The sequence below is a fragment of the Rubripirellula tenax genome, from assembly GCF_007860125.1.
GTDB lineage: Bacteria > Planctomycetota > Planctomycetia > Pirellulales > Pirellulaceae > Rubripirellula > Rubripirellula tenax.
Window position 1 is genome coordinate 513141 of sequence record NZ_SJPW01000004.1, and the last position, 25331, is coordinate 538471.

The 25331-nt window shown below is 53.3% G+C and carries 20 protein-coding genes and 1 tRNA gene; 11 read left to right on the forward strand and 10 right to left on the reverse strand.

Features of this window, described 5'->3' with window-relative positions; genetic code table 11:
- The first annotated feature begins 280 nt into the window (after window positions 1–280).
- From Poly51_RS16460 to Poly51_RS16480, 5 genes are all read left to right on the forward strand, one after another.
- Window positions 281–526 (forward strand): ECF-type sigma factor, encoded by a 246-nt coding sequence (locus Poly51_RS16460; RefSeq protein ID WP_261344121.1) that lies wholly within the window; start codon window positions 281–283, stop codon window positions 524–526.
- A gap of 115 nt (window positions 527–641) precedes the next feature.
- Entirely contained in the window at window positions 642–1514 is an 873-nt protein-coding gene (locus Poly51_RS16465; protein WP_146459208.1) for an alpha/beta hydrolase family protein, read from the forward strand.
- Between the two features lie 90 nt (window positions 1515–1604).
- Window positions 1605–3644 carry a hypothetical protein gene (locus Poly51_RS16470; protein ID WP_146458874.1) on the forward strand — a complete coding sequence of 680 codons (2040 nt, stop codon included), beginning with the start codon at window positions 1605–1607 and terminating at the stop codon, window positions 3642–3644.
- Complete coding sequence (locus tag Poly51_RS16475; RefSeq protein ID WP_146458875.1) at window positions 3644–5011, forward strand: DUF1800 domain-containing protein; 1368 nt, start codon at window positions 3644–3646, stop codon at window positions 5009–5011. The genes Poly51_RS16470 and Poly51_RS16475 overlap by 1 nt, the downstream gene beginning before the upstream one ends.
- A 19-nt stretch (window positions 5012–5030) precedes the next feature.
- Window positions 5031–6266, forward strand: a complete 1236-nt coding sequence (locus Poly51_RS16480) for a DUF1501 domain-containing protein (RefSeq protein ID WP_146458876.1) — start codon at window positions 5031–5033, stop codon at window positions 6264–6266.
- A gap of 214 nt (window positions 6267–6480) precedes the next feature.
- On the opposite strand, the gene Poly51_RS16485 is transcribed toward Poly51_RS16480, so the two are convergent.
- From Poly51_RS16485 to Poly51_RS16500, 5 genes are all read right to left on the reverse strand, one after another.
- Window positions 6481–7614 (reverse strand): cellulase family glycosylhydrolase, encoded by a 1134-nt coding sequence (locus Poly51_RS16485; protein WP_146458877.1) that lies wholly within the window; start codon window positions 7612–7614, stop codon window positions 6481–6483.
- A 79-nt stretch (window positions 7615–7693) separates the two neighbouring features.
- Window positions 7694–9655, reverse strand: a complete 1962-nt coding sequence (locus tag Poly51_RS16490; RefSeq protein ID WP_186775605.1) for an Ig domain-containing protein — start codon at window positions 9653–9655, stop codon at window positions 7694–7696.
- Window positions 9656–9979: 324 nt separating this feature from the next.
- Window positions 9980–10510, reverse strand: a complete 531-nt coding sequence (locus Poly51_RS16495; RefSeq protein WP_146458878.1) for a Spy/CpxP family protein refolding chaperone — start codon at window positions 10508–10510, stop codon at window positions 9980–9982.
- A gap of 265 nt (window positions 10511–10775) precedes the next feature.
- Window positions 10776–10854, reverse strand: a tRNA-OTHER gene (locus tag Poly51_RS30480).
- A 297-nt stretch (window positions 10855–11151) separates the two neighbouring features.
- Window positions 11152–11424 (reverse strand): hypothetical protein, encoded by a 273-nt coding sequence (locus Poly51_RS16500; protein WP_146458879.1) that lies wholly within the window; start codon window positions 11422–11424, stop codon window positions 11152–11154.
- Window positions 11425–12382: 958 nt separating this feature from the next.
- Between Poly51_RS16500 and Poly51_RS31820 the strand changes: the two genes are divergently transcribed.
- Window positions 12383–12622 (forward strand): helix-turn-helix domain-containing protein, encoded by a 240-nt coding sequence (locus Poly51_RS31820; protein ID WP_146458880.1) that lies wholly within the window; start codon window positions 12383–12385, stop codon window positions 12620–12622.
- Here Poly51_RS31820 and Poly51_RS30485 read toward each other — a convergent pair.
- The 3 genes from Poly51_RS30485 to Poly51_RS16515 all read right to left on the reverse strand — a co-directional run bounded on the left by Poly51_RS30485 (window position 12545) and on the right by Poly51_RS16515 (window position 14963).
- A complete protein-coding gene (locus Poly51_RS30485; protein ID WP_186775643.1) occupies window positions 12545–13129 on the reverse strand; it encodes a hypothetical protein in 585 nt (194 codons plus the stop codon). The genes Poly51_RS31820 and Poly51_RS30485 overlap by 78 nt on opposite strands.
- Window positions 13130–13238: 109 nt before the next feature.
- The gene (locus Poly51_RS16510) at window positions 13239–14144 is read right to left on the reverse strand and encodes a ParB/RepB/Spo0J family partition protein (protein WP_146458881.1); all 906 of its coding nucleotides are present in this window, start codon (window positions 14142–14144) and stop codon (window positions 13239–13241) included.
- A 6-nt stretch (window positions 14145–14150) separates the two neighbouring features.
- Window positions 14151–14963: a ParA family protein gene (locus Poly51_RS16515; RefSeq protein WP_146458882.1), complete on the reverse strand. Its 813-nt coding sequence runs from the start codon at window positions 14961–14963 to the stop codon at window positions 14151–14153.
- A gap of 339 nt (window positions 14964–15302) precedes the next feature.
- On the opposite strand from Poly51_RS16515, the gene Poly51_RS16520 reads away from it, so the two are divergent.
- Window positions 15303–16577 carry a hypothetical protein gene (locus Poly51_RS16520; protein ID WP_146458883.1) on the forward strand — a complete coding sequence of 425 codons (1275 nt, stop codon included), beginning with the start codon at window positions 15303–15305 and terminating at the stop codon, window positions 16575–16577.
- Window positions 16578–16886: 309 nt separating this feature from the next.
- Entirely contained in the window at window positions 16887–17714 is an 828-nt protein-coding gene (locus Poly51_RS16525; RefSeq protein WP_146458884.1) for a hypothetical protein, read from the forward strand.
- Here the strand turns inward: Poly51_RS16525 and Poly51_RS16530 are convergent.
- Complete coding sequence (locus Poly51_RS16530; RefSeq protein WP_146458885.1) at window positions 17679–18125, reverse strand: hypothetical protein; 447 nt, start codon at window positions 18123–18125, stop codon at window positions 17679–17681. The two genes, Poly51_RS16525 and Poly51_RS16530, sit on opposite strands and share 36 nt — an antisense overlap.
- A gap of 1825 nt (window positions 18126–19950) precedes the next feature.
- Between Poly51_RS16530 and Poly51_RS16535 the strand changes: the two genes are divergently transcribed.
- From Poly51_RS16535 to Poly51_RS16545, 3 genes are all read left to right on the forward strand, one after another.
- On the forward strand, window positions 19951–20631 hold the full coding sequence (locus tag Poly51_RS16535; RefSeq protein ID WP_146458886.1) for a hypothetical protein: 681 nt from the start codon (window positions 19951–19953) through the stop codon (window positions 20629–20631).
- A 679-nt stretch (window positions 20632–21310) separates the two neighbouring features.
- Window positions 21311–21979 (forward strand): hypothetical protein, encoded by a 669-nt coding sequence (locus Poly51_RS16540; protein ID WP_146458887.1) that lies wholly within the window; start codon window positions 21311–21313, stop codon window positions 21977–21979.
- Window positions 21976–22434 (forward strand): hypothetical protein, encoded by a 459-nt coding sequence (locus Poly51_RS16545; RefSeq protein WP_146458888.1) that lies wholly within the window; start codon window positions 21976–21978, stop codon window positions 22432–22434. The genes Poly51_RS16540 and Poly51_RS16545 overlap by 4 nt, the downstream gene beginning before the upstream one ends.
- A gap of 275 nt (window positions 22435–22709) precedes the next feature.
- Here Poly51_RS16545 and Poly51_RS16550 read toward each other — a convergent pair whose 3' ends face one another.
- Complete coding sequence (locus Poly51_RS16550) at window positions 22710–25079, reverse strand: hypothetical protein (protein ID WP_146458889.1); 2370 nt, start codon at window positions 25077–25079, stop codon at window positions 22710–22712.
- Window positions 25080–25331 lie beyond the last annotated feature (252 nt).

The window sequence follows — 25331 nt, forward strand, 5'->3', positions numbered from 1 at the left end:
ATAACTGTCGTAACTCGGGCTCTTTTGCCCGAGATGTTCGCGACGGGCAAGAGTGCCCATCGTACATTTAATTCCCGCTCGATCCTTAGCGGCTTAGCGAGCCGCTACGCGTAAGAGAGCGTCCGGCTAAAGCAAACCCTCCTGCTCACCTCGAATCGTCTCGCGGGATAGTCAGGAAAGGGAACCAATTCGCCAAGAAAAACCACAGATGAACACGAATGAACACAGATTGCGTGCTGAAGACGGGGGCGTAAAAATCGGTGTTCGTCTGCGTTGATCTGTGGTTGAATTTCATGACCAATCACCATTTGGCACAGCAGGTATTGCCATGCAACGAATCCTGGTCGACAACGCGCGAAAGAAAAAGCGGCTTCGACATGGCGGCGATCGCAATCAGGTGCGGCTATCTGATACCGACATCGCTCAGCCAGCCTCTTTCGATGACATGGATTTGATCGCGTTGGACGAAGCGCCCACATGTAGTCCCTTTTCAATCGCCCCGTGGCATGACATTTACACTTTGTAGCCAGCGGTAAGCGGCAACGGATCGGAGTCCTTGCAATTCGGTCGAAATTCGCCGATCCAATGCAGTCGTTGAGGTGTTTGAAATGCATCACCTCAATCAAAACGGGTCAACGCCGATGCTACGCCTGCGACACGCTCCAATCCTGGCGGTATTCCTCGGCGTGTTCGTTGCCGCGCCGCTGCGATCCGACGCACAGGATGTCGTGATCGAACCCGATGTCGTTTATGGCCACAAACTTGGACTGGCGATGACGTGCGACGTGTTCACGCCCGTCGAGCATGTGAATGGAGCGGCGGTTTTGTTCATGGTCAGCGGCGGGTGGTATTCCCATTGGTCGCCGCCTGAACAGACACAGCACATGTTCAAGCCCTTGACGGACGAGGGATTCACGGTGTTCGCCGTCCGTCACGGCAGTAGCCCAAAGTTCTCCATCGCCGAAGCGGTCGCCGATGTCCGTCGCAGCGTGCGGTTCATTCGTATCAATACCGAAAAGTTTCAAGTCGATCCGAACCGAATTGGCGTGTTCGGAATGAGTGCGGGGGGACACTTGTCGCTGATGCTTGGAACGGCATCCGACGACGGAATTACCGATTCAAAAGACCCCGTCGAACGGGTCAGTGATCGAGTCAACGCAGTCGTTGCGTACGTCGCACCGACCGATTTGCGCATCATGGCCAGGGACGCCCCCGATCGGCTCCCCGCTTATCAACGGTTCCCGGCGCTCGATATCGACATGATTGCGGCAGAACCCAACTCGCCCATCGTTCATGTCACGCCCGACGACGCGCCGACACTGTTGCTTGCCGGAGCAAAGGATGATTTGGTTCCCATATCGCACAGCCGCAACATAGAAGCGGCATTCGAAGAAGCAAACGTTGAAAGCAAACTGATCGAGTTTGAGAACGCCGGCCACGGCTTCGGAGGCGAGGACGCTGAGAATGCGACCAAGGCGATGGTCGATTGGTTTGTTACTCACCTGACGAAATAGGCATCGCGTCAGTTTGCGGATGCGATGTCTCATTTGCTGGCACCCCAGGCGGTTGCGTCCGCGTATCGGCGGAATTGCCCCTCGACGATTATGACTTCACTCGCACGACGCTATGCGAATGGAAAAATCTACACCCAGAAACCAAAATCGATTCCGGTCCGCCAGAGCAAGTACAGTCGCCACCAGACTTCGACTAGCGGTCTGCAGGGTATCGCGTTCATCGAACAGGACAATTGGTACGCAGAAATACGACGACTGCAGTCGATCCATCCAGTAAAATTCGTTGTGCTAACCGAACTCTTTCTGCAAACCGAAAACTCCATGCTCCGTCAAATGAAACTCTCCCTTCCGGTGCTGAGCGTGATGCTGGTCCTTGCCAGCTTGATCGCTTGGCCGCGAGACTCGTTCGCTGAGCCTCCACGCGGTGTCGACTGTGTGGCGACCGAATTGCTGCCCAGTTCGATTGTCGCTTGTGCGGAAGTCTCTGATCTGGGCGAGGCATTGGAAACCGTTTTAAAACATCCGCTTCGATCGAAACTCGAAGCGATGCCGGCGTACGATGGGTTCATCCAATCGGGTGCTCCGGCAAAGATCCAAACGGGTCTGCGTGCCTTCGAAGCGACTATGGGAAAGCCGTGGCAAGAGGCAATGGAGACTCTGACCGATCGCGGCATTACGATCGCACTCGATGCTTCGGATGGCGGTGTGGCGATCTTGGTTCACTCGTCTGACGCGGACTCATTGGAACGCTTCCGCGGATTTGTACTGGCATTCAGGCAAATGCAAGGAGCAACCGCGAAACAGGGTGAATACCGCGGATTCACCGCCGACTTGGTGGGCGACAAATGGAAGATGGTGCGGATTCACGATTGGTTGCTTCTGACTAACAATGCGGAACTTGGCAAATCCATCATTGACCAGTACCTCGATCGCAACGGCGATTCACTCGAAACCAACACGACCTACGCCGCGGCACAGAAATCCATTGACCTGGGTGACCGAGAGCATTCAACCGTCTCGGCGTACGTCGACATTGAACCACTGCGTGATGCTGGATTTGCAAAAAGCGTTTTCAATGAAAAGATTGACAACATCGTAGGCGAAGTTGCATTGGGCGGTGTGCTGGCAAATCTTCGTCACACATCGTTTGTGACGGGCCAGTTCAACATTCGTGATGCCGGGCTGTCGCTGCGTCTGGCAACGCCTCATCAGCGTGATTGGGAAGCGCCGCGAGAGTACTTTTTCGGAGAACCCCAACTTGCCGCCGCACCGTCGCTTCTGGACGTGGAAAACCGTTTGTTCGCAGTGTCGACGCATCGCGATTTGTCGCAAATGTGGCTGCGATCCGGCGACCTCGTTTCCGATCGAGCCGTCGATCAACTCGCCGTCGCCGATACGACGCTGACAACATTCTTTTCCGGTCGAGACTTCGGCGAAGACATCCTTGGTTCGCTGGAAAGTGAAATCCAGATTGTCGGCATGGAACAAGATTTTACGGACGTGCTGCCCCAGCCGGCGATCAAATTGCCCGCGTTCGCGGTGCAGTTTCGGATGAAAAATCCCGACGAGACGCAGCCCGAATTGCGTCGTGTGTTTCAAAGTTTTATCGGATTCCTTAATGTCACCGGCGCCCAAAACGGACAACCACAATTCGACCTTGGGATGGAGACCGTTGGCGATGCCCAATTGGTCACGGCGACCTATGTACCGGAAAAGGGCGCGCGAGAAAGCCGCGATGCGAAAATTCAGTTCAACTTTTCACCGACATTGGCGTTTGCGGGCGAACGAATTGTGTTCGCGAGCTCCACCGCGTTGGCGCGGAAGTTGATTGAGTCGCCCAGCGGCAACAAGCACGACAACGAAGTCGGATCACAGGCAGGCGTTCCGAACACGATCGGCAGGTTGGAAACGACGACTTTGCAACGCATTTTGGAAACCAACCGACCACAGTTGATCGCCAACAGCATGCTCGAAAAGGGGCATAGTAAACAAGCGGCTGAAGACGAGATTGCTTTGCTGTTGGAGTTGATCGGATTCCTTCGCGACGTTCGATTGAACTTGAATGTGACAGAGTCGCAGATGACGTTGGGGTTGGCGGTTGATGTGACGTCGGATTCGGAGGCCCAGTGATGAACAACATGCACTCCGTCGATCCGGCCTGGGCATGGCAGCCTTTTGAACCGACGGCCGATCAGCCTTGGGACCGATCTACGGTGGCGCATCTGTATCGCCGATCTGGGTTCGGCATGGACCTGATCCGTATTGATGAAACGGTAAACCGTACTCCTGCGGACGTGGTCAAAGAACTCGTCGCGGGCAACCGTGAATCGACCGACTTCCGCTCCACAGCCGACGCGCTCGCCGAAGCAACCCTGGCTGGCGGTGACGCAAAAAAGTTGTCTGCGGCATGGGTCTATCGCCTGCTCTACACGCCAAATCAGTTGCTCGAAAAGACAACTCTCTTATGGCACGGTCACTTTGCAACGGGCGCGGAGAAGGTCAAGGATGCCAGGATGATGTGGAATCAAAACCAGCTCTTGCGCGACCATGCGCTCGGCGACTTTGGCGATTTGGTCCATAAAATTTCGCAAGACTCGGCGATGCTGGTCTACCTCGATTCAGTGGTCAATCGAAAAGCACATCCGAACGAGAACTTCGCCCGCGAGCTGATGGAACTATTCTGCCTCGGGGAAGGCAGCTACACCGAAATGGACGTACTCGAGCTCGCACGCTGCTTCACCGGTTGGGAGATCAAGAACAAGAAGTTTCGCAAGAACCGTTACCAACATGATACAGAAACGAAAACGGTGCTCGGGCAAAGCGGCAATTTTGATGGCGAAGACGGTGTAAGGATCGTATTGGAACAGCCCGCCGCACCCCTCTTTGTCGCTCGCAAGCTTTATCGGTTTTTCGTTAGCGATGAGCCGAATCCGACGGACGCGATGTTGCAGCCGTTGGCGGACGCTTTCCGCGAAAGTGATTTGCAAGTTGCCCCCGTGGTTCAGCGAATCCTTGGCAGCAACCTTTTCTATTCGTCAATTTCGATCGGTCGCAAAATCAAATCGCCTGTCGAACTCGTGCTTGGAATGCTGCGAAGTCTCAAAGCCACGACCAACACTCAACTCGTCGCCAAGGGCCTGCTGAACATCGGCCAAGGCTTGTTCTATCCACCGAACGTCAAAGGTTGGGACGGAGGCCGAGCGTGGGTCAATTCGTCGACGCTATTGGGGCGGGCGAATCTTGTCGCCGACATTTTGGAGAACGAAGCGACCCGATTCGATGGCAAGAGTCTCGCGGAGTACTTGCGAGATCAGGGTGTGCGAACGACCGAACAAGCCATCGAACACTTCGAGCATTGTTTGCTTGCCGTGCGGTTGGATGAGCCAACAAAGACCCAGATCCGCCAAACCGTCACGTCTGGATCAGGTGACGAAGAGCGGCGAATGCGGTCGCTATTGCATGCCATGACTTCTCTCCCCATTTGCCAGCTCGCGTGAATCTTTAAGGCGCATCGATATGTACATCTCTACAAACCAAAGTCGACGCAAATTCCTGCGAACCACCGTTGGTAGCGCGGCTGCGATCGGAGTCGGTGCGGCATTGCCGAAGTGTTTTGCAGAGGCAGCATCGGGTCGCAGCAACACCACCGAACGAATCCTTGTCGTGGTGCAAATGTCGGGCGGAAACGATGGACTGAACACGATCGTTCCCTACGCCGACGACGACTACCGATCGGCTCGGCCAAAGCTGGCGATTCCGACGAGCGACGTAATGAAGTGCGATGACGACAATGGCTTTCATCCCTCGATGACCGGCATGCACGAACTGTTGCAGGACGGGAAGTTCGCCGCGGTTCGAAATGTCGGTTATGAAAAGCCGAATCGTTCACACTTCGAGTCAATGGACATTTGGCACACGTGCCGGCGCAAAGACGAACCACGCCCCGATGGATGGCTAGGTCGTTTCCTGGATCAACAACCGTTGGCCGCTGGCGGTGACGTCCCCGCCTTACACCTGGGCCGAGAACAGCAACCGGCGGCAATCGCATCAACGAGCATTCGCGTGCCGACAGTGAACGAGTTGGCGGAGTTTCAATTGCGGGGCAATGACAAGCAATCGTTAAGGAAGTTGTTGCAGAATCGCCAGCCGACCCATTCCGCAAGTGAAAATGAACTGTTGAGTTTTTTGCAATCAAGCACGACCTCGGCGATCGCCGCTAGCCAGCGCGTGACCGAAGCGGCTTCGAGTTACCAGAGCGATGTGAAATACCCCCAAACCGAACTGGGCAACAAGCTCCGCGTCGTGGCCCAATTGATCGACTCGGGAATGAACACACGCATCTACTACGTCCAGCATGACGGTTTCGATACACACGCCCAGCAAGATCAAACCCACACCATCTTGCTTCGCCAATGGAGCGATGCGGTCAGTGCGTTGGTACGTGATTTGGAAGGCCACGACCATGGGAAGCGAGTCTGCGTGATGACGTTCAGCGAATTCGGTCGACGCGTTTCTGAAAACGCCAGCGAAGGAACCGATCACGGCGCCGCCGGTCCGATGTTCTTGTGCGGTGGTGGCGTGAAAGCCGGGATTGTCGGAAAACGTCCAAACTTGACGGATCTACAGGATGGCGATCTGAAACACGAATACGACTTCCGCCAAGTCTATGCATCGGTTCTGAAAGACTGGCTCGGCACCGATCCATCGCCAGTTCTCGGCAAAGAATACGCGTCGCTGCCATTGTTCGCTTGAACTTCGTATCGTTCCGAGTCTTTTGTTAGTCAAAAACTTAGAACACGAAACGTGCGCCTTTACATCCCTGCAAACGCGATCTGCCGAAGCGATCGAATTGAAACCGCAATGATGGCGATCGCAAGCAGAGTCATCGCTGGTCAAGTCCAGAGCGACCTGGGACGTCGGATACGACGGCCAGAACACCGTCCGTTCTTCTAACGTCTCATTGCCGCTACGGCAGCATCAGGATCTGTGCAGACATAGCGTGAAATTTTTCTAGCCAAGCGGCGGTGATGGCATGCGCGATCGTGGCTTCGGGCTTTTGCTTGAGTTGCGCGGCAGTTTCGCCCCAGTAAAAACTGATCCAGCCGTCGGTAAACTTGGCAGATCGATTTACAAAGTCCTCAAGCTCTGCCGTGGAACACTTCAACGGGAACATCTCTTCGACGACCAAAGGTTTGCCAATATCGTAGGCTTCCAAAGCAGTGATCGCGGCGTCGACCTTGTCTTTCTGAGGATAGAAATGCACCGATGCGAAATCCAAACGCTCACTCACTTCCGGTGAATAGAACAACGGCTTTCCGCCCCCGAACGCGAACACCCAAGGAATCACGCCGACGGTGACCATGGTTTGATCGTCGTGTTCTCGAATCGCGTCGACCATTTGATTGACCCAGGCCTTGGCGATCTCCTGGCGTGTGCGACCGTTCAGATCGAGTGTCAATCGCTGCACAAAAAACTTGCCTCCAAGCTCACCCGCCAACCACTCGCGATCAGGTTCTTCGCCTGCTTGCTTCTTCGCCGGGAAAACCGGTTCGTTCATCAGGTCGTAGCAAAACACGGCGGGACTGTCGCGGCAGGCTTCGGCGATCGATCCCCAGAAGAAAGCTTGCGTCTGCCAGCGATCTTGTTCGTTCAATTGGTCATACCAAGGGGGAACGTTGGCTTTGTGGTAGCAGGCTAATCCCGTGATATCCAGATACAGCCCTTCATGCTCGGCAAGCTTCAGCAGTTTCTTCAGTTGGTCCACTGCCAATTGGTTGATCTTGTCCGCAGCGATTAGAAACTTACCGACTTGTAAATGGATGCGTACACAATTTGCGCCAAGCGATTTGATTTCCGCGAAGTCCTGCCCCACTTCGTCCCAGCGCTCGATCCAGTACTCATCGATCAGTTCACCGGCGCCGTTGTGATCATAGTTCACGCCCCAGACACGGAACGGCTGTCGGGTTTCCGCGAAAACGAAATGATTGCCATCGTCAGATACGCGAATGCGACTCTGCGTCTGAGCCATCGTGGTGCTGCTGATCGAAAGGCTCAACAAGCAGAACAGAATCGCGTGTGGAACTGCGTTCGAAACGGGCATTGGCTCAGGCCTTGTCGGAGGTGAATCGTGACTGCCGTAGCGGATCCATCCAGGCTGGAAGTCTAACGATTCTTGACCCTCAAGCAAAACGATCCGCTCTTCTTCGACTTCTACGAACGACGAATCCAACAGCAGCAAGCAATACAAACGCGCCCGTCGTCGGCTCAGGAACGGCAACAGCCATCAACTTAAAACCTGCTTTCTTGAAAGCGCCCGTGCCATCGGTCACTTGAACGGCCACGTTCCAGTTTCCAAAGTCATCCATCACGGTGCCAGAAAGCAGACCTTCGCTTGACAAAGTCAGACCGTCGGGCAGGCCTGCATCGGAAATCGTTTCCCAGGCGTAAGCGGAATCGCCGCCGCTTGCGAAGAGCTGAAAGCTGTATTGCTCACCGATCTGGGCCGCCACAAATTGATCGGTCGTAATCAAAAGATCGCTATCGGGAACGAAGTCGCCCGTCTCAGAAAGGTTAGCCAGTTCCTTGATCAGATCATGCCCCATCAGGGCGGCCATTCGAATCTGCTCCGTCGTGTAGGAACCTCGATGAATATCCGCGGCAGTGATCTCGTCAGGAAATGGAAACTCGGTGCCCAGTGCCGAACTCAACATCATGTAGGCGTTCATGTAGACCAATGGGTCCGACATATGGAGTCCATCATCGGATGCAACGAAGTCTGGCATCGCCTCGTTCAAACGCCCCATCCCGATGGTAAGCGGAATCAACTTCCAACCCCGCTCGGCATAGTTGAAATATAATTCGCTGCTGCTGTGGTAATCCAACGCATCCAAAGTCGAAGCGGTGCCGCTGACGGAATCGATGGCGAACGACTTGATCCAGTCGAAGGCCATGGGAACCATGTTGGCTTGATTCAGGTCAATCACTTCCTGGGCGTCGGCGCCCAACCAGGATCCGGATACATACATGAACGCCCTTTGGTCCGCATCATTGTTTAATTTGCCCAACTGATTCTGAGCGTCACTGGGGTCAGTGTCATCAGGGTGCCAATACCGGGTTCCAATACTCTCACCATTCCGAGTGCCCAGCTTTCTAAAGGCCGCGCTCGTCGCGGGATTGCTGTCGATGATTTTGTTGAGCGCATCTCGGGTCCAGTCATGAGTACTGGAACCCTTGTACGCGTAGCGGACGACATCGTTAAAAGGCGCGGTGGCGACATCGAGGTTTCGATAAACGACCGCACCTTCCTCGGCATAGCTCGTGCTGTACTGCTGTGTCGCTCGTTGCGTGTCAATGGTCGCTTGCGCTGTATTCCCCAAGGCGGCGGCATTCCCACTTGAGATGCCTGCGGGAGTGTAAGTCGAGCTGCTGGCGTTCAGCCCGGTTACCTGGGTGAAGATGGAACTGGCGTAGAGGAACTGTTCTTCGGCATTGGATATCGTTCCTGTCGCCTGCACCGCTTGAGCCCCAGGAATCAAATCGAGGCCGACACCGTTGGCCACACGCTTCATTACGGAACCGTAGTCACTGACTTGCTGGTCCACGTTATTTGGCAGCAGGATCTTGGGCGTGCTTCCCGCATTCAAGATCAGATTACTCAGCTGCGTGGCACCTTCATAAAACACTTCCGGCGCGAAGTACTTATTATCAAGCGGAGCTTCATCGTAAACATTCGTTGGTCCACCGTTGAATTCGCGGTATTCAATCGTGCCGGTGGGCGTGGTGTTGATCGTGGGAATCAAAATGACATTTTTGTAACCTTCCGCAACTTTGGCGCGAAACCCGACATCTTCTGAGTTCTGATCATAAAACCCATCTGCAAGCGACTCGATGCGCGACTCTTGAAGAATGTCCACCTTCGCGTTGCGATAGCCATCAACACCGGCCAGCAGCCCTTGCAAGTGAACCGCAACATCGGAATAGAGGCCCGAACTTTCGCCAACGGAAAGCAACAAGATGTCGTCGGACTTATCCTGAGCAAAACCAGGAGACGTCATCGCAAACGTGAAAAGGAAAATTGCAATGACGGTAACGAAGCGTCCAGACGGTTCATGCCGTTGACGATCGATAATTCGAATTTTCATCGGCATACTTCTCTTTCAATTCGTCCGGCCTAGGGATAACCGAAGTGGTGGTCCAGCGGATAAAGTCAAACGAATGGGGGCAAACAAATGGGCCGCGACCGACAGCGACTCGCTTGCCCCCAATCGTTTGACAACTGACATGATGACGCCGCCCACATCCATCAATGAATCTCTCTGGCAAAGTAAGAAAAAAACTCATCCAAAGTGACGCTGTCCAGTTAGCGCGACAACAAGGCGTCAGGTCTCATCAAGCGATGCCAAGCAGCGAAAAGGCTTGCACCCGGTTTCGGTTCTGCGTTCGCGCAGGTGTTTTTCCCCTGGCCGCTACTTCTTCTTTGCGGCGGCTTTTTCTTTCTCCGCTTTGACACGGGCAGCGTGGGCGCTGGTTAACCAGTTGGGTAGTTGCTTTCGTTGTTCAGCCGTTAGGACGTTGACGATCGCGTATCGATAGTCGTTCCAGACTTTTCCGGCTTTGGATTGGGCGGCGGCCTGTTCGTCGGTGTAGTCAGCTTCCTTGCTGGCTTGGGCAGAAAGTTCCTTGCCCTTGATCCCCTTGGCTTTCAATTTCTCGTAGGTTTCGCTGCGTTGCTTTGACATTTTCCAAGTGATGCCTGCCGATTCGAAGAGGGCCTTTTCCTGTGCGATCGCTTTCGTTTTGAGTGATTCGAGATTCTCTTTCTGCTCGTCCGTCAGATCTTTGACGGACTCCTTGATCGCGTCCATGGTCTTTGGGCGATCAACCGGTTGCGTGTTCTTATTGGCCTCAATCGCAGCGTCTTGAGCGATCGTCTTTGGCGTGCTGGCAACCGTTGCCAAGAAGGTGATGCTAGTGATCAGGATTGCGCGAATGAACATGAATGGCCTTGAGGGAAAGAACTTTTGAGGAAGAGTTCAGTGGAGAAGGGGATGCCCGGGAGTTTGCGAACCGGAAAGCACTACTGCCGGAAGGATCCTATCGTAATTTGCGGCACGTCCAAACGTATTCGGATCGGGTATTGCGCGGGGATACAGCGGCCTTTAGACTGTGCGGGACGCTGACCGGACTTCGAGGGCCCTGCCAGCGAGGCAAGAAAAAAGGACTCACGGCCCAGAAAGCCGCAAGTCCTTTGCTCATAACGAGTACCGAAGGTGGGAGTCGAACCCACACGAGGTTGCCCTCACAGGATTTTGAATCCACCCAACCAGCATTGGACTTAGGCTGGAAAACCAACGCAAACCCAGCGTTCCGCCGGACGAGTATCGAAACTCACGTTGAGTCTGAATTGTAAGCAAGTTAGGCCAAAATGGGCAGTCCTGCCACTGATTTGCCACTGATTTTCCAAACTGGATCTGGACTCCAGTTTGGCTGGCACCGACCCGGAAAATGCAGCCAGCCAAACCAAAGCAGAGGTTGAACGGATAGGGCATCGAACTTGATCGGTAGGAATCGCTCGCTAAGCTTTTAGCATCGCGTCCCGCGATGGTTCACATTCCCCGCAAAAGAGACCCGTTCCCCCTCAACCCAAATCGGAACCCAGCCCAGCTTCTGGCTTGTGAAAAATATGGAAGCGACTGACTTCGGTGGATGCCGCATGCGTCTTCTGAGTTCGGTGTGTTCCGTTCATGCTCCGTTGCGGGGTGTGAATCGAATGAACCAGAACAAGGATGACACCATGTACGATCGCAATAATCGACGCAAGCACCGAAGGAACGAGAGACAGCAGATCAACTTCACCATTCAGCTCAACCCAGCGGATGTTGATTTGTTGCTCCGGCTTTTTGTTTTCCACAGTATCGCGAACCTCGTGTTCGTCACCGTGGTCTTCGGGTTTGCCGTGTACTTTCTGTAGATCTCTCTGACCCACGTTTGCGCGTGGGTCTTTTCGTGCACGAGCGTCTTCCGTCGCTCGCAAGAATATTCAGAAAAAGTTTGGGTCAGAACGAACTTGATCGCAGCAGATCCCTGGGTACGCTTGGAGCATGAACGATGTCGATCTGATTTCTCGCCAAGTACGTTTCCCGCAATAAGAGACCCGTTCCCCCTCTACCCAAATCGGAACCCAGCCCCTTCTGGCTTGTGAAAAATAAGGAAGGAGTCGCTTTCCGCCATCGCTTCAAACCTTTGTTTTACTTGTTGGTTTCAGCAGTCCACCAGTACTGCTGAATCGAATGAACCCAAAACTACGGAGACACCATGAAGACGAAACGGAAAACGACGGAAAAAGTGAGTCGTTCATATGTAGATGCAAGAAGACGAGAACAGAATGCCAACGCAATTTTGTTCTTGATTCTCTACGCAGTCATAATGACCTACGCGGCCATTTTGTCGACGACTTAAGTTTTCCTGACCTGTGCCTAACAGCACAGGTCTTTTTTTGGATATCACGAACGTAGTCAGAAAGCAAATTTCCGCTACTGAAAAGCAAAGAAGGGCCCGTCGCTGTTGATCGTGTTTGTGACGTGCAAGCAGATCGCCTGTCGCTGTGCAGGCCTAGGCCTCAAGAAAAGAGGAAGCCCCGGCCGTGGCAGGGGCTTCGCGGATTCCAGCTCATTTGCTGGGCTTGGTCTTTGGCTGCGACTCGCTGGTCTTCTTGTCGCCGCTTGTTGACGAACCTTTGGGTTCGTGATTTCCGCCACCATTGGTCATGACTTACTCCAGTCGGGGTTAGGGGCAATTGACGATACAGACGATCGTCTGTAGTAATATCGTCTGTAGATAAATCGAGTTCAACCCATAATCCTTGGTTTATGGACGCAATTGAACTAGATTTTGGCAAGACAGTGCGTAAACACCGGGAGAAATCCGGTTTGTCCCAGGAAGAATTCGCGGCCAAGGCCGGGGTTCACCGCACGTATATCAGCTCGATTGAGCTAGGCAAGGTTCAGGTCAGCATCGGCGTGGCCGAGAAACTAGCTCAAGCTCTTGGCGTTCCGCTCAGCAACATGTTTCGAGAAATCGAGCGGGGACGTGATGATGCCGATGGTTGAGGTGGGGGACAGCAGGTCTTCTACACGGCGGTAGTACTTTTGCAATGTATCTCTTGAGCCGAGATACAGAAGCAGCGAAATTCCGGCAAACGCCAAATCGGCTGGCTGTGGCTCCTGGCCAGCGAGCGTTGAACGCCAGCAACCGTAAGCAATCCACCAGGCGAAGAGACTGTTTCCATAGAACTGGTAGTAGCGGTAATGGTTCTCTTCAAGAAGCGTGTAGGCGCCGAGATTCGCTTGTAGTTTTACATAGTCCCATTCGGGACGCGCGATCCCGGTGTGGTGATGTAGCCAATCAAGGCACAGCCATCGGGCCGTACTGCATAGCAAGCCGACGAATAACGCGGCGAGCGTTGAGTACAGGAAACCACCAACTGAGACACCCTCGGTTCCTGCGATCCAAACATTTACGGTCGTTGACCTGAAACTGACACCGCAGATCGCGATAAATCCGGGAACAAGAAACGCGATGACGAGTCCGAAATTTTTATTCGTTAGAGATTGCACGCGCGGATGCTAGTCGGATGAATTGAGAAGCGCAACACTCGGTGCAGTGAAGACTGACCGATAAGAAGACTTATCGGCAAATATTGAATGATCTCAGGGGGTTAGGGCGTTAGAGTTGGGTGTTGTTGTCCAACCGGTGACGGACCTCGGCCAGCGCAATCGACAGTGCCTCTTCGACCTGTTCATAATTGCATTGCTTCGATGCCGACACCACAACCTTGATGCCATGCTCGCTCGCGAACGTGAGCTTGGTTCGAGTCTTGGAAGGTGTCGACTTACCCCGCCGTTGCTTGACTTGATTCTGGGCTTTGGCGGCACTGTAATCACCGCTTCGGTCCAAGCTATTGAATGCAGCTAGAATCTGATCGTCGGATGACAGTTTCGACAGTTCATATGCTGCCTTCGCCGATAGTTTTCCGTCTTCGACTTGCTGGCGAATTTGGTCGGGCAGACGCAGCAAAGCCAGCGAACGGGTTACCTTTGATCGGGTAACGCGAATCGCCTCAGCGAGTTGCTTACTGTTCCATCCCGTCATCCCTCGTAGTTGATCGAATGCTTTCGCTTCTTCGACTGGCTTCAAGTCTTCGCGGAGAAGGTTCTCGATCAGTTGCTGCTGAAGAACTTCGCTCTTGCTCAGCGTTCCATCAACGAACTGACAATTGACCGATTGAAGCCCGGCTTGTTTGGATGCACGATACCGACGCTCGCCTGAGATAATGATCCAGGTCGCGAGTTCTTCTGACCAGCGAACGCGAATCGGTTGAAGCTGGCCTTTCTCTCTGATGCTGTTTGCAAGTTGCTCTAGCTCTTCATTGCTGAACACCGCCCTTGGCTGCTCTGGGTCGGGAATGAGTTTCTCGATGTCGAGCGTTCCGAATGAACGAAGTGCCCGACGTCCAACATCCTTTGTCTTCGCAACCGGACTAAGGGTTGGTCGCATTTCCTGATTTCGGACGCCCATCGACTCGTCGAGGTTTCCCTGGATCCGCTGAAGCGTGTCTCGTAATTTTGCCATTGCTAATTATGCCATTGTTTTTCGATTGGTTCGGTTTTCGATACGCGTCAGTAGCTCACCAGCAAGTGCACGCATGCTCGCCGCAGCCTTCGATTTTGGTGCGTATGCTTGGACTGGTTGCCGGCACGCGAGTGCAACTTTGAACGCAGAGACTTCGGGCATCACCGTGTCCAGCACCATTTCCTGATAGAGCGTCCGCAACCTTGCTTCGTAGGAACGATGCACGAGTAGCCTTCGGTCGTATCGGGTAATGAGATGACCAAGGCGTCTCAAGTTCGTGTTCAGCTTGCGGGCATTGTCAATGCACTGGTGAACGGCACGCAATCCTTGAGTGCCAAAGTCTTCAGGCGGCACCGGGATGACCACATAGTCAGCAGCGATCATTGCGTTCCAACTGCACTGATAGAGATTCGGCGGGCAGTCGATCAACGTGACATCGTATTCACCGATTTCGTCAAGCGCGTCGCGAAGTGAATACTGAATCATTCCTGCTGATTCTGGCGTTGGTGCATTGAATGTGGCTAAATGCAGGTTTGTCGGGAGAATCGCAATGTTGTCGAAGCTTGTTTGCCGAATCAACTGACGGCGATCAACGAAGAAAGTTGACTCATCAAAAACGGCTGCGAGAGTCTGTTCGGCTGGAAGGTTCTCGATTTCATCACTGCCAAAGAAACCTTGGCTCAGAGATCCTTGAGGATCAGCGTCTACAGCGAGGACTGAGTAGCCGAGTCCAGCAAAGGCACCGGCGAGGTGAAAGCACGTCGAACTTTTCCCGCAACCACCTTTTTGATTGATCAAGCACAGGGTCACTCCCGCCATACCGCTCCTTGGCAAACGAGACTCGCTGATTGCACCGTGCAATTCTATTCAAGTCACCGATATCACAGCCAAGAACGTCGCACGTTGAGGAGAAGGTCGTCAAGGAAAATGCACTCACTTTGAAGGGGTGTATGTACGTGTCGTTTGCGTCTCATATTTTAGTTCCGGACGGACGACCTCATGCAACCCGCCAAAATAATTGCACAGTGCAATTCTCAATAGCTTCGCGAAATCACTCTCCTTTTCCGTCCCATCCGCCTCAAGGGTCAGGCAACGTTCCATTTCTTGGTGACACATCGGGGTCGTCATGCTTTAAGCGAGTTAAAGCAATGGAGGTACATGAAGAAACAATCAAGTCCATTTGAAAGGGTCACGGGCATGGGGCAACTGTCCATCGTGGAACACGCGTTGTGTCCCCTCGATTCACGTGCATCACTTCGCGAGAATCTTGTCCACGGTGCGAAGTACTCCTTCGTGAACAAGTCAGGGCAGCGAGGCTATGCCAAGGCCCGCGTTTTCTCACCTTTGGGATTGTCGGCCTCTGACGAGCTGTACCTTTGGGGTATGCTCGCGCTGAGTCTTCTGCCCGCCGAACCTCACGCGGAACTCGTGGCGACGCCGCACTGGATTCTCAGGCAACTTGGAATCATCAACCAAGGAAGCAAGCGTGGTGGTCGGCAGTACAAAACCTTCGGCGAAGCACTTCGTCGGTTGTCTGTGTTGAACTACATGAGCGACAACTTCTACGATCCGACGCGAGCCGAACACCGTCGGGTCAGCTTCAGCTTCTTCAGCTATAGCTTGCCGGAGGACCCACGATCTTCGCGGGCATGGCGAATCGCTTGGGACCCGATTTTCTTCGAGATGGTAAAGTCCACAGCAGGTCATTTTCGTTTTGATCTCGCCGTCTATCGGGAATTGGACGCTGCCAGCCGACGACTGTTTCTTTTCGTCAGCAAAGTGCTTTCGCACCGCCGCACGCGTCTGCGAGCGATCGCACTGGAACAGTTAGCAACTGATCTACTTGGGTTCAGCCCGACGTTGGCTCCTCGTGAGATGAAAGCGAAAGTGCGTCGCTGCCTGAAACGGCTGATTGAACTACACGTTCTATCAGAAGCGGAAGTCTTCAAAACCAGTTGCGGAAATCAATTCGTTCGGCTTCAACGCGGCTCCTACTTTCAAACGGCCAAGCATGCGAGCTACCGACCATCTTCCGCCGACTCCCCCACTCTCGAGACACTGCGTGAGATAGGCTTCGAGGACGGTCCAGCGATTCGACTGATTCAACGTTTCTCGCCTCGCCTGCTAAATGAATGGTGTGACATCACTCAAGCAGCGATTGAACGACACGGCATGTCGTTCTTTTACAAAAGCCCGATGGCTTTTCTCGTCGACTCACTCGACAAGGCATCCAACGGCACACGAACTCCGCCCGACTGGTGGGTTGATCTGAAACGAAAGGAAGCGAAGCTGCATGAGATGACACCGCAGAGTTCCGAAGTATTCCAAAAGCTTCGAGCCGAAATCTTTCAGGACAACGTGACGTCCAAAATCAAGGACAGCTCCCCTACCGTTGTTTCCTCCGCCCGCGACATTCTGAGATCAGTTGGTTAACTACAAAAGCAAGAACATTTGTTTTCAAGTACTTACTTTGTACAAGTACTTTGGGGCTCACCTCACCTTCGCCAAATCTCCAGGGTTTTCACAGTCGATCCGTGTGCTTACACGCAGTCGCCTTAAACAAATGGCCGAATTCTGTGACGCGAGCGACACGCTTTTCCGTCATTCTGCGACGCAAGCGACACGCATTTTCCCGTCTTTTGCGTGACGGTGCCGACACGTGTTCCTGAAGTTATCCACAGTTGCCGCCCCCGATAAATCGAGGAATTAGAATGGAGGCTTCTCAAATCCTGGATTGCACTCATGGCTTATCTTGATACAACCGACTGGCAACTTCATCCCGAGTTGCGAGACGAACTACTTGGCGAAAAGTTTGGCGAGTTCTATATGTTGGAAGTCATGGAGAGGGCAATGGAACTGCTGCATCGACATCTGCGCACAGGCACGATCTACGAGCACACGAAGCGTATCCTGGACGAGTATCCGCCGATTGAATTGACCGATCCCATTCATGGCTACGAGACGACTGATCTGACGGACTTATTCAAGCTTGGGAAGTTTCGCTACGATGGCGATGAAGGTCGGCTTTGTGTTTGCTCCATGACGCCTTATCAGTGCGAATTCGCCATTGGATCGGCCCGTTTGCACGACAATAGCATCAACATGAACTGGCGTTACTTTCTAGAAGTAGCAAACACAAGTCCAAAAGTGTTTCCAAGCGACCCAGTCGGTCGGCAGCGTTTGGCCTGGGAAGTGGCGGGCATTGTGCTGCATGAAGTTGTACATAATCATGGTTTCTCGCACCCAGACTATTGGGACGTTATCGACGGCAGGGCGACGACGTTGCCGAATTTGATTGAGGCCAGGGAGTCCGAATTTGATCCGAAGTTTGAGTATTTCCGGACACTTCCCTGTGTTGCCGAGCAAGCTGTTTATCTAATCGCAAAAGATGACTTCGCAGGTACGCGCTATGATCCTTCTCGTAACCGACGCTGGCCTACACCCTGCGGCTGTCAGCTTCTGCGCCCGCCGAGAAAGGATGGTCCGCATGGAGGAATGGCAATTGAAATACCCGAGCGAAACAGTCAGGAAAAGCTAGTTCGCGTTCGCCGCCAAGGAGATGGACTCTAATTGACGAGCCGGAATCGCCGCAGAGCTTCTGGGCATCCAACGCTGCAAGGCCCGGTAGATCGCGAGATTCGCTTCAACCTTGGTCAGGAGGTCATGCTTAACCGTTTGGCGAATTTCTACGCCAAAGTAGTCTGCCAAAGTCGCGAGCCGGTAGTTTGATACTGGAGTCATCTGCACGTCTTCATAGAGCAACCAGGCCGCCCGCTGCATTATGCAGAGCGGACGAGGCGACGCGGGAAAGTACGCTCGATGACGTAAAAACCAATTGCGAAGGAATGCTAATTTCGCGGTTGCGTTGTGCGCAACCAACTGAGCGGTAGGGGAATTCTCTCTTACACCACCAAATGCATCAAGGGTTGAGTGTTGCTGTAAGAAGTTCTGCACGCAAACAAGGGCGTCTTGTTCAAGCAACTCGCAATGTCGCCAAGTTCGGCGATCATAAGTTCCGCCGAAGAACGAACGCGGATCTGCGTCGCTTTGACGGAACCGGATCTTCGCTTCAAAGCGATCAATCTCCCGTAGGCTTTGGTCGACCGCAATGGCCGCGATCTGGATGATCGGACGGTCCGTCTCTTCGCCTGCTGCGACGAGATCGAAGAAGACTAACCGTTGATCGACTCTTTTGGGATCCATGTAACGCAGGTATCATCTTCCGATGCGTTTGTCCATGAACTGCGAATCGTACAAGTCGAATGAAGTTTGAAATCGCTTCAGCTAGGAGCAAATCTGCTGCTGACAAGTTTATCCTTGCCTAACTTTGGCGTTGCGCTATTGAAAACTCAGAGGCTGGGCACGGATTCCCGGCTTCGGCTGTCGTTTACGTTGAACGTGCTGCTGCAAGCGTGTCGCAAATTCGATTCGCAAGTGGTGGCGAGCATGACAAACTTCGATAGCCAATCGCACCTGGTAAACCTTGGCTTACCACCAAGGCTAAGGGCGCGGGGTTAACCTCCCGTGAAGCGATTGGCCCGTAGAGCTGGATGCATCGAGAGGTGCTTGTCCAGTTCGACGGAGGCTTCGTTGAGTAATCCGGTTACGTTTCACTGGCCTCGTATGCCAGAGATTTCTGAACCGAGTAATCCAACGATTCGATCCGATGAGATTGATCCCGCTGGGGACTGTATTCCAGATCGGGGGCGATGCGGAAAAACCTCGCCGCGTTCTTGTCGAACGCGGGTTTGAGGCCGTCAATCTCCAAAGCAGGTGAGGTTTAATCATGAGAATGATGAGTAATCCTGCACACGGGGTTCGGGGTCATCGACTTCGTTCAACGTGTCCGACGTGGGGAGCTTCGAGCCTGGCGACAGGCCGAACCGAGCGTGACTTGACTCGGGGACTGCTGGCAAATCCAGCGGCTGTGAATAGCTCAACTATGAAAGGCCCGCGAGGGCTTGTCGGTGAACTTTGCGAAAGACGCTGCCGAGCAGCGAAAGACCTTGGTCGATGGGTAAGGGGATGCTTCCATGTTCGGTCCCCAGAAATGCGAGACGGTTCAATTGAACTTGATTCGCTAAACGATGCTGGCTTTGACGAGCCATGCATACGGCCAACGTTCCTCCCGCTAAAACGGGATAGCGACGTGATTCGCAAGGTGAAGGAATTGACTAACGCAGGAAGTTCAGCGGCAGCCGGTGTGGTTACCGGTGCCCGGAGCGAGTGTAGACTCGCGAGTCATCCGGGTGTTTCAAACGCCGTTGAATGGGAGTGTGGTCCAAGTAGAGAGTCGAACGAGAATCGGGCGGAAGCTCGATTTTTTGTTTGGGCGATGTATCCGGCAAGGCAGTCGGGACTCGTTGCTGTCGTAACAGGTGGTGCTGACGGCGATAGCACGACGAAAGGACTGACGGGCAGTATGTAGCTGTCGAAGTTTTGTGTTGTTGACTGGAGTTTTCGGTCAACGGTCCCTGAAGAGGCGCGAGCGGCCTAAGAAGACTTGTGCTGACGCACGAGCCTTCTGAGGCAGCGGATCGACGGCGGACAAGCGGAGTGCGTCTGCACTCAACTTGTCAGCCGACCGGTTTTCTTTGGTGACGGGCAGTATGAATTAGCGTGGGCCAATTCAAGAATATGGCACCGCGCATTTTCGATTGCTCGTTTAAGGCATCGATTGTGTCGGCTTTGATGCACTTGGTGAAAGAGACCGATGGTTTTGCCTTTTCGGTTAACGGCTTTTTGGAAGGACTGTGCCACAAACAATCCTTCCCATTTGGTCTTTCTCACTTCGGCATGGAGGCACATGAAATATCGCGTCGAAACGACATCCATTCAGGGGTTCATTCAGCAAATCGCCTGCTCCTACCTTCGCCACGGCTATTGGTTTTACGTTCGTGGATCTATTCCACCAGACAAAGATCCATTCGTCATCGATGAGAAACTGCTTTCCAAGTACAAGATCGCCGTAAGCGAATCAACGAGGGCACGACGCAAAAAAGGTGGGCGAGCCAACTTGCAACTCATTCGCCATCAAAACGTATTTGTAATCATGGCTACTAAAGGCATTCATCCGTTTTTTGAACTCGAGTCCAAGACGATTCGAGACATTCGGCACACGCCGCTGCAATACGCCGGTTACAGCGTCAGCTACAAGCCAGGTGGACGAAAGAAAGACGGAAGCCGTGATGACAAATGGCATGCACATGTGGCCCTGACACGGAGTTTCTATCTAGACCTAAAGGCGACATTCACAGAGCGAGCCAAGGTGGACTCGGCCGAAAGGCTTGCGTTAGCGTTTTACGAATTGTCAGTTGCTCCGTACGCTCCGATCCGACGACAATTGCTCACAATCCATCGCGAGGTAAATAGAATCCGAAAGATTGCTGGTCGGACGCAAATTCCGACGGACGTACTTCCGCTCCGACGAAAGGTCGTTCGGCCTTTCGAGAGACCCATTTATCGCCAGACGTCAAAAATACGATGAACCCGCCGATGTTCGTTTTGTTCTATGCATCAGCGATCTCTCTCGTCGCGAATTACCCGAACGAAACTCTGGCGATCGCCTGTGTGCTAACGCTATGGCGAATGAGCCGAAGCTGAACCGCTCCGAACGCGGATATCAATACGTTGGAGAAGGAAATGAAGGCCTGGATTGCCGGATTGCCTGCACGCTTTGATAGCAAACGTCTCGCGTTGCACGCTATTCGCCCTAGACTTCGCATCTTCTCCTGCGAGCCAGGATTGGGCAGGTGCGGACAGGTCATTAGGGATTGTTTTCCGATCTCGTTGCGCTATTCTTGATCTCCAAGGCGTGGAGTCAGCAATGTGGCTGATTAACTGTAGCGAACGGAGACACTGTGGTAGTACTACGGAAACATTGGAGCAGCATACGCAATGTCGCGATTTTGCTCATCATGTTCGCAGGAGGCTTGGTCCTCGCCGGGCCAAGTGGTCAGTCGCATTCTTCCGTGGCTGCGGGTCTGTTTGATCAAATCCCTACAACTACGGTCGCTTTCGGACCACTGCAGGTTCCTGTTTCACCTAAGAGCGGGTCTTTCTGTGGACTTTGCGTTTTGGCACTGTTGTTGCACGCTGGAACGATCAAATCGTTTTTCGCGAAGAAGGCTAACGAACCATCAACTCGCAACACCTCATCGGCTCAGATGTCAGACAACGAACTATCGGCAGATGCAACGGCAACGTTGGCAAACGACGTGCAGGTAAACACATTCGTGAGCTTGCCTGATTTGAACGCTTCTGCGACCTCAACGAGCAGTCGCGATGCCGAGTACTATTCGGCAGGCGTTCAGATTGGCAGCCGCTACAGTTTCAGCGTTGTTATCAGGCAGAACGTTAGCAAGTTCTCTTCCGAAGCGAAGGGGATCCTGGCGTCGCTTGCGGAAGAGCAACATGCGGCGCGATATCGGAAGAGCAAGCTTGCTGCTCTTTCGGACTTTTGCGAATCACTTTTAGCAGGAATTGAGGAACCTTGGTTCCAGCAGGCATGTCAGACGTATCAAGACTGCTTTCAAGAGAAGCTCGATGTTTTCACCGAGGCGCATGGCAAGATTGAGCATGAGCGTCAGAGACTGCGATGTGCCGCTGCGGATTATGAAGAATCGACGAAGGCAGCGTCGCTAGACGCTCAACAAACCAAGGACTTCGAGTCGCGATTCCAAGAGGTTTACGACCGAGTGATTGAAGCTCTGGAGGAGTTTGTCGATAGACTGCGTTCCTTGAACGCACGATGTGCCGCCGAGAATTCACTGGAAGCTGCTGCAAAGGGGCTGGTGGATTGTCGGGATCGAATTGAGAATAGGATGGATTCATGACGGTTCAAGATCAACATTCGCCCGAACAATTGCTGGAGTCCGCGCAAGCGGGCTTCCCCGGATCAATTCTTTCCGATCTCGTTGAATTGTCCGACGCACTCATTGCAAGGCTACGGCATCAAGAAGAAGCAATCCAATGGCCAATCTTTGAAGTTGTCTGCCAAGCGCAGAACAACGCTGTTGTCCATGCGGGCCGGACTGCTTCGGTAGCGCGTCTGATGCGTTTGATGAAGTCTCTGGAAGGATTCGAGTCACTATTGGCTTACGCGATTGACAAGCATCCAGCTGGCCCCGACTTGGATCAGACTCTGCACGAATACATCGGCCATACTGAAAAACGGAAAGCTGTTGTGTCCGAGATGATTCGTGAAGCAGAGTCGATGACATCATCGGATCTCGAACCGATGTTTGTGTATGGGCCAGAAGGCTCGGATTCAACACGACGAGCAAGGTAGCGAGGGGCGAGCCGGCTGATCTCTCGAAACCGGTGCCGGTTGTGTGTGTCGTTGATGATCGAAAGGTCGCTCAGCCGTTTGATGATTGCCCGAACGCTCACTTTGAATTGGCTTTTCGTCATCCAAGGTGCTGACATCTACTCCGAGGCATCGTCATCATCCCAAGGTGGGTCCGTTTTTCGGATTCATAGGGAGATATGTGTGTCGACATCCAGTCCCCGCGATCAATTCGACAACAACGAAGTTCCGTGCGTTAGACCAGATTGTAGTCGACATCACCACGTTCCTTTTGGAAGAAACTTGGCGGATGTGTTTCCGTTTAGAGAGCCCTTGTGAAGTGAGTATGCCCCGTTTGCTTCGACGTGGCCGATAAACTCTTCTTGATCGAGATGGTGGCCGCCAACGAGGTGTCGATTTGACAATACGGTCCAAAACAACGCGAGGTTTTGTTCGGCTAGGAAGTGTTCCATTCGTTCTTGGCAAAGGAGTAACACGCTCGGCCCCGGCTGATAGATTGAGGGATCCATGGCAATCACCCGACCTTCAGAGTCTTGCCACGAGCCTTGGCTGCCTCGCTGCTTCAAATTCATGCTCGTCACAAGTGGTTTGCTTGGCAGTTTGAAGCGAACGCTGTCAATCAGCGAGGAGTCTGACGGCGAGTACTCCCATGCGTATTCTTCGGCGGTAATGAGCAGTGGTGTTGGCAATGTTCGTCCATGCTCAGTCCCATCGTACCAGTCTGATACGGCCGATGACTCTGCCTCGATCTCTTTGTATCGCTCAGACCAAAAGTACTCGCCAAGAAAGATGTCGTTGGAGTAACCGTCGTTCTCCGGAAGTGAGTACTTTGCCCAACGCTGCCTATGAGCCCATTTCATGAGTTGGGGAACTGCCTTGGCCGACGCTAGGTAGCTGTTGATTGTGAACGTGATTCTACGCTGTGTACACTCAAACTCATCTTCACCGACGGGGACGGGGCTCATCCACCGATAGTGGCCATTGAGAGTCAGCCAACGACGCCCTTCGGTATCGGCGACACTGATCATATTCATTGGATCAGGGAGATCGGACTCGATCTTAGCCCACTGATTGTCAGAAATATCGTCGTTCCAACTCGAAATGGTCACTGGTGACCACCACGAAACCGGATGTGGTTCGTAGTTGTCGCACATAGTTTTTGAGATCGTGTTGGACGGGTCCATCTCTCGACCATAGATCAGCCGCCACGGTCCGTCGTATTGAAAGCTCACTTCGCTCGTCGCACTTCTCATCTCGAAATTGTCTGAGGCTCTCGCCTGCAACTCGCGAACCGCGAGCCAACTGTACTTCTTGCCGATGGTTTCGTGACTCGTAATCGCATCGTCGGAGTGGCGAAACTCGAGATCAAAATCGCCGAAGCGCTCAGCCGTCCAGCCTAACTGGATGACACGCCGAACGAGCCAACGCCTTGCACTCTCCGAGTCCAGGGTCGGCCGACTCCGATAAAGAGCATGCGGATTCTCGACGTATTCCCGTATGATGCGATCGAACTGATTCCGCTTCCGGCTTCCTGATCTCAGGCTACGCCCGAATCGCTCGATTGCAGCCGCAATTTCGTTTTCCGTTTCGTCGTCGGATACAGCCATGTCATCAGCGAGATCCCCCACCGATTGACGCAAACCAAGAAGGACCTTATCAGATTCTTTTAGTTGCAGGTCACGAATTGATTCGAGCAAGGCGTACTGTCGCTCCGTGAGCGACTGCTCGAAAGAGGTCAGCAATTCACGTGGACTATGCTTGCGTGGTTCGTCAAGCCTGAAAGTGCTCCATCTGTCAAACGAACACGCATGCTCGGCAAATTTGTTGTAGTGTCCGGTGATGTACTGCGTGAAGCGATCATCAGCTATATCTCGGCATTCTTCTTTGGTCGGGAAATCGGCTGGTGCTGGCCATTGGCTTCGGTATGGGGGACGAATGAGATCAACGTCGATCGCCAAGTCGCAGCCAATGTGAATCGCGTACTCAATCGTTTGCCGCGCGTAGTCCCTGAGCAGCAGGTGAATGGGCGGATTACCATCTGCAAAAACACTATCGAACACGACCTGTGCAAGTTCGCGAATTCCTGCTTCATCGTTCGATCGTAGCGCACATCCGTAGGCGACCGCGTTTAGTCGCTCGCGGACGTACAAATCATCAACGTCGTTGAACTGTCGATACACTCGACAAAACAGTGGCAGACGCCGCTGAAAGAGGCACACCATAGCCTTGGTCGTTCTGTCACGCACTTCGCGGTTAGACGTCGTCAAGAACCAACCAAGAGTAACGCCAGCCAGTTCGACGATTTCGTCATCGAAAGCCTCGGACGTACCCGCATTCCATGCCCATGCGATCAAACGGTCGACCCTGCCGCCTTGGCCATGTCGATTATGAAGAAAAGTGGACCACCACACGTCACGATCCGCCATGCACTCCGCCGATAGCTTTCGATTCAACCAATTGGCGTTTAACGGATGGTTGGGGACGATTGAAAGTGAAAGCACTGAATCCCAAAACTCGGATTCCAACTCGGCTTGATCCGTGATGGTGGATTCGACGTATGCAAACAGTTCGCTACTGAACGCATCGGATGAACGCCAAATCAAACTGGAAACGACAGCCCGTTGCACGCAACTAAAAGAGCTAGCTCCGGGTGTCGTCTCGCCAGGGCGCGAGTTTACGCGGCCAATTGATGGTTCGTGGTAGCTTTGGGTGCGTAAGGTCGTATCGACGCCTCATTAGCCTTCAAGACCGCGCCATAGGTTGACTCCCACGTTCGTGTGGTCTCTTCAGGGCGCAGTTTGACGGTTGATTGAGGTGCGTCGGTTTCGCGGCATTGCGTAACCTCGGATTGGTGTTTCAGAACAAGGGCGTCCCGCGTC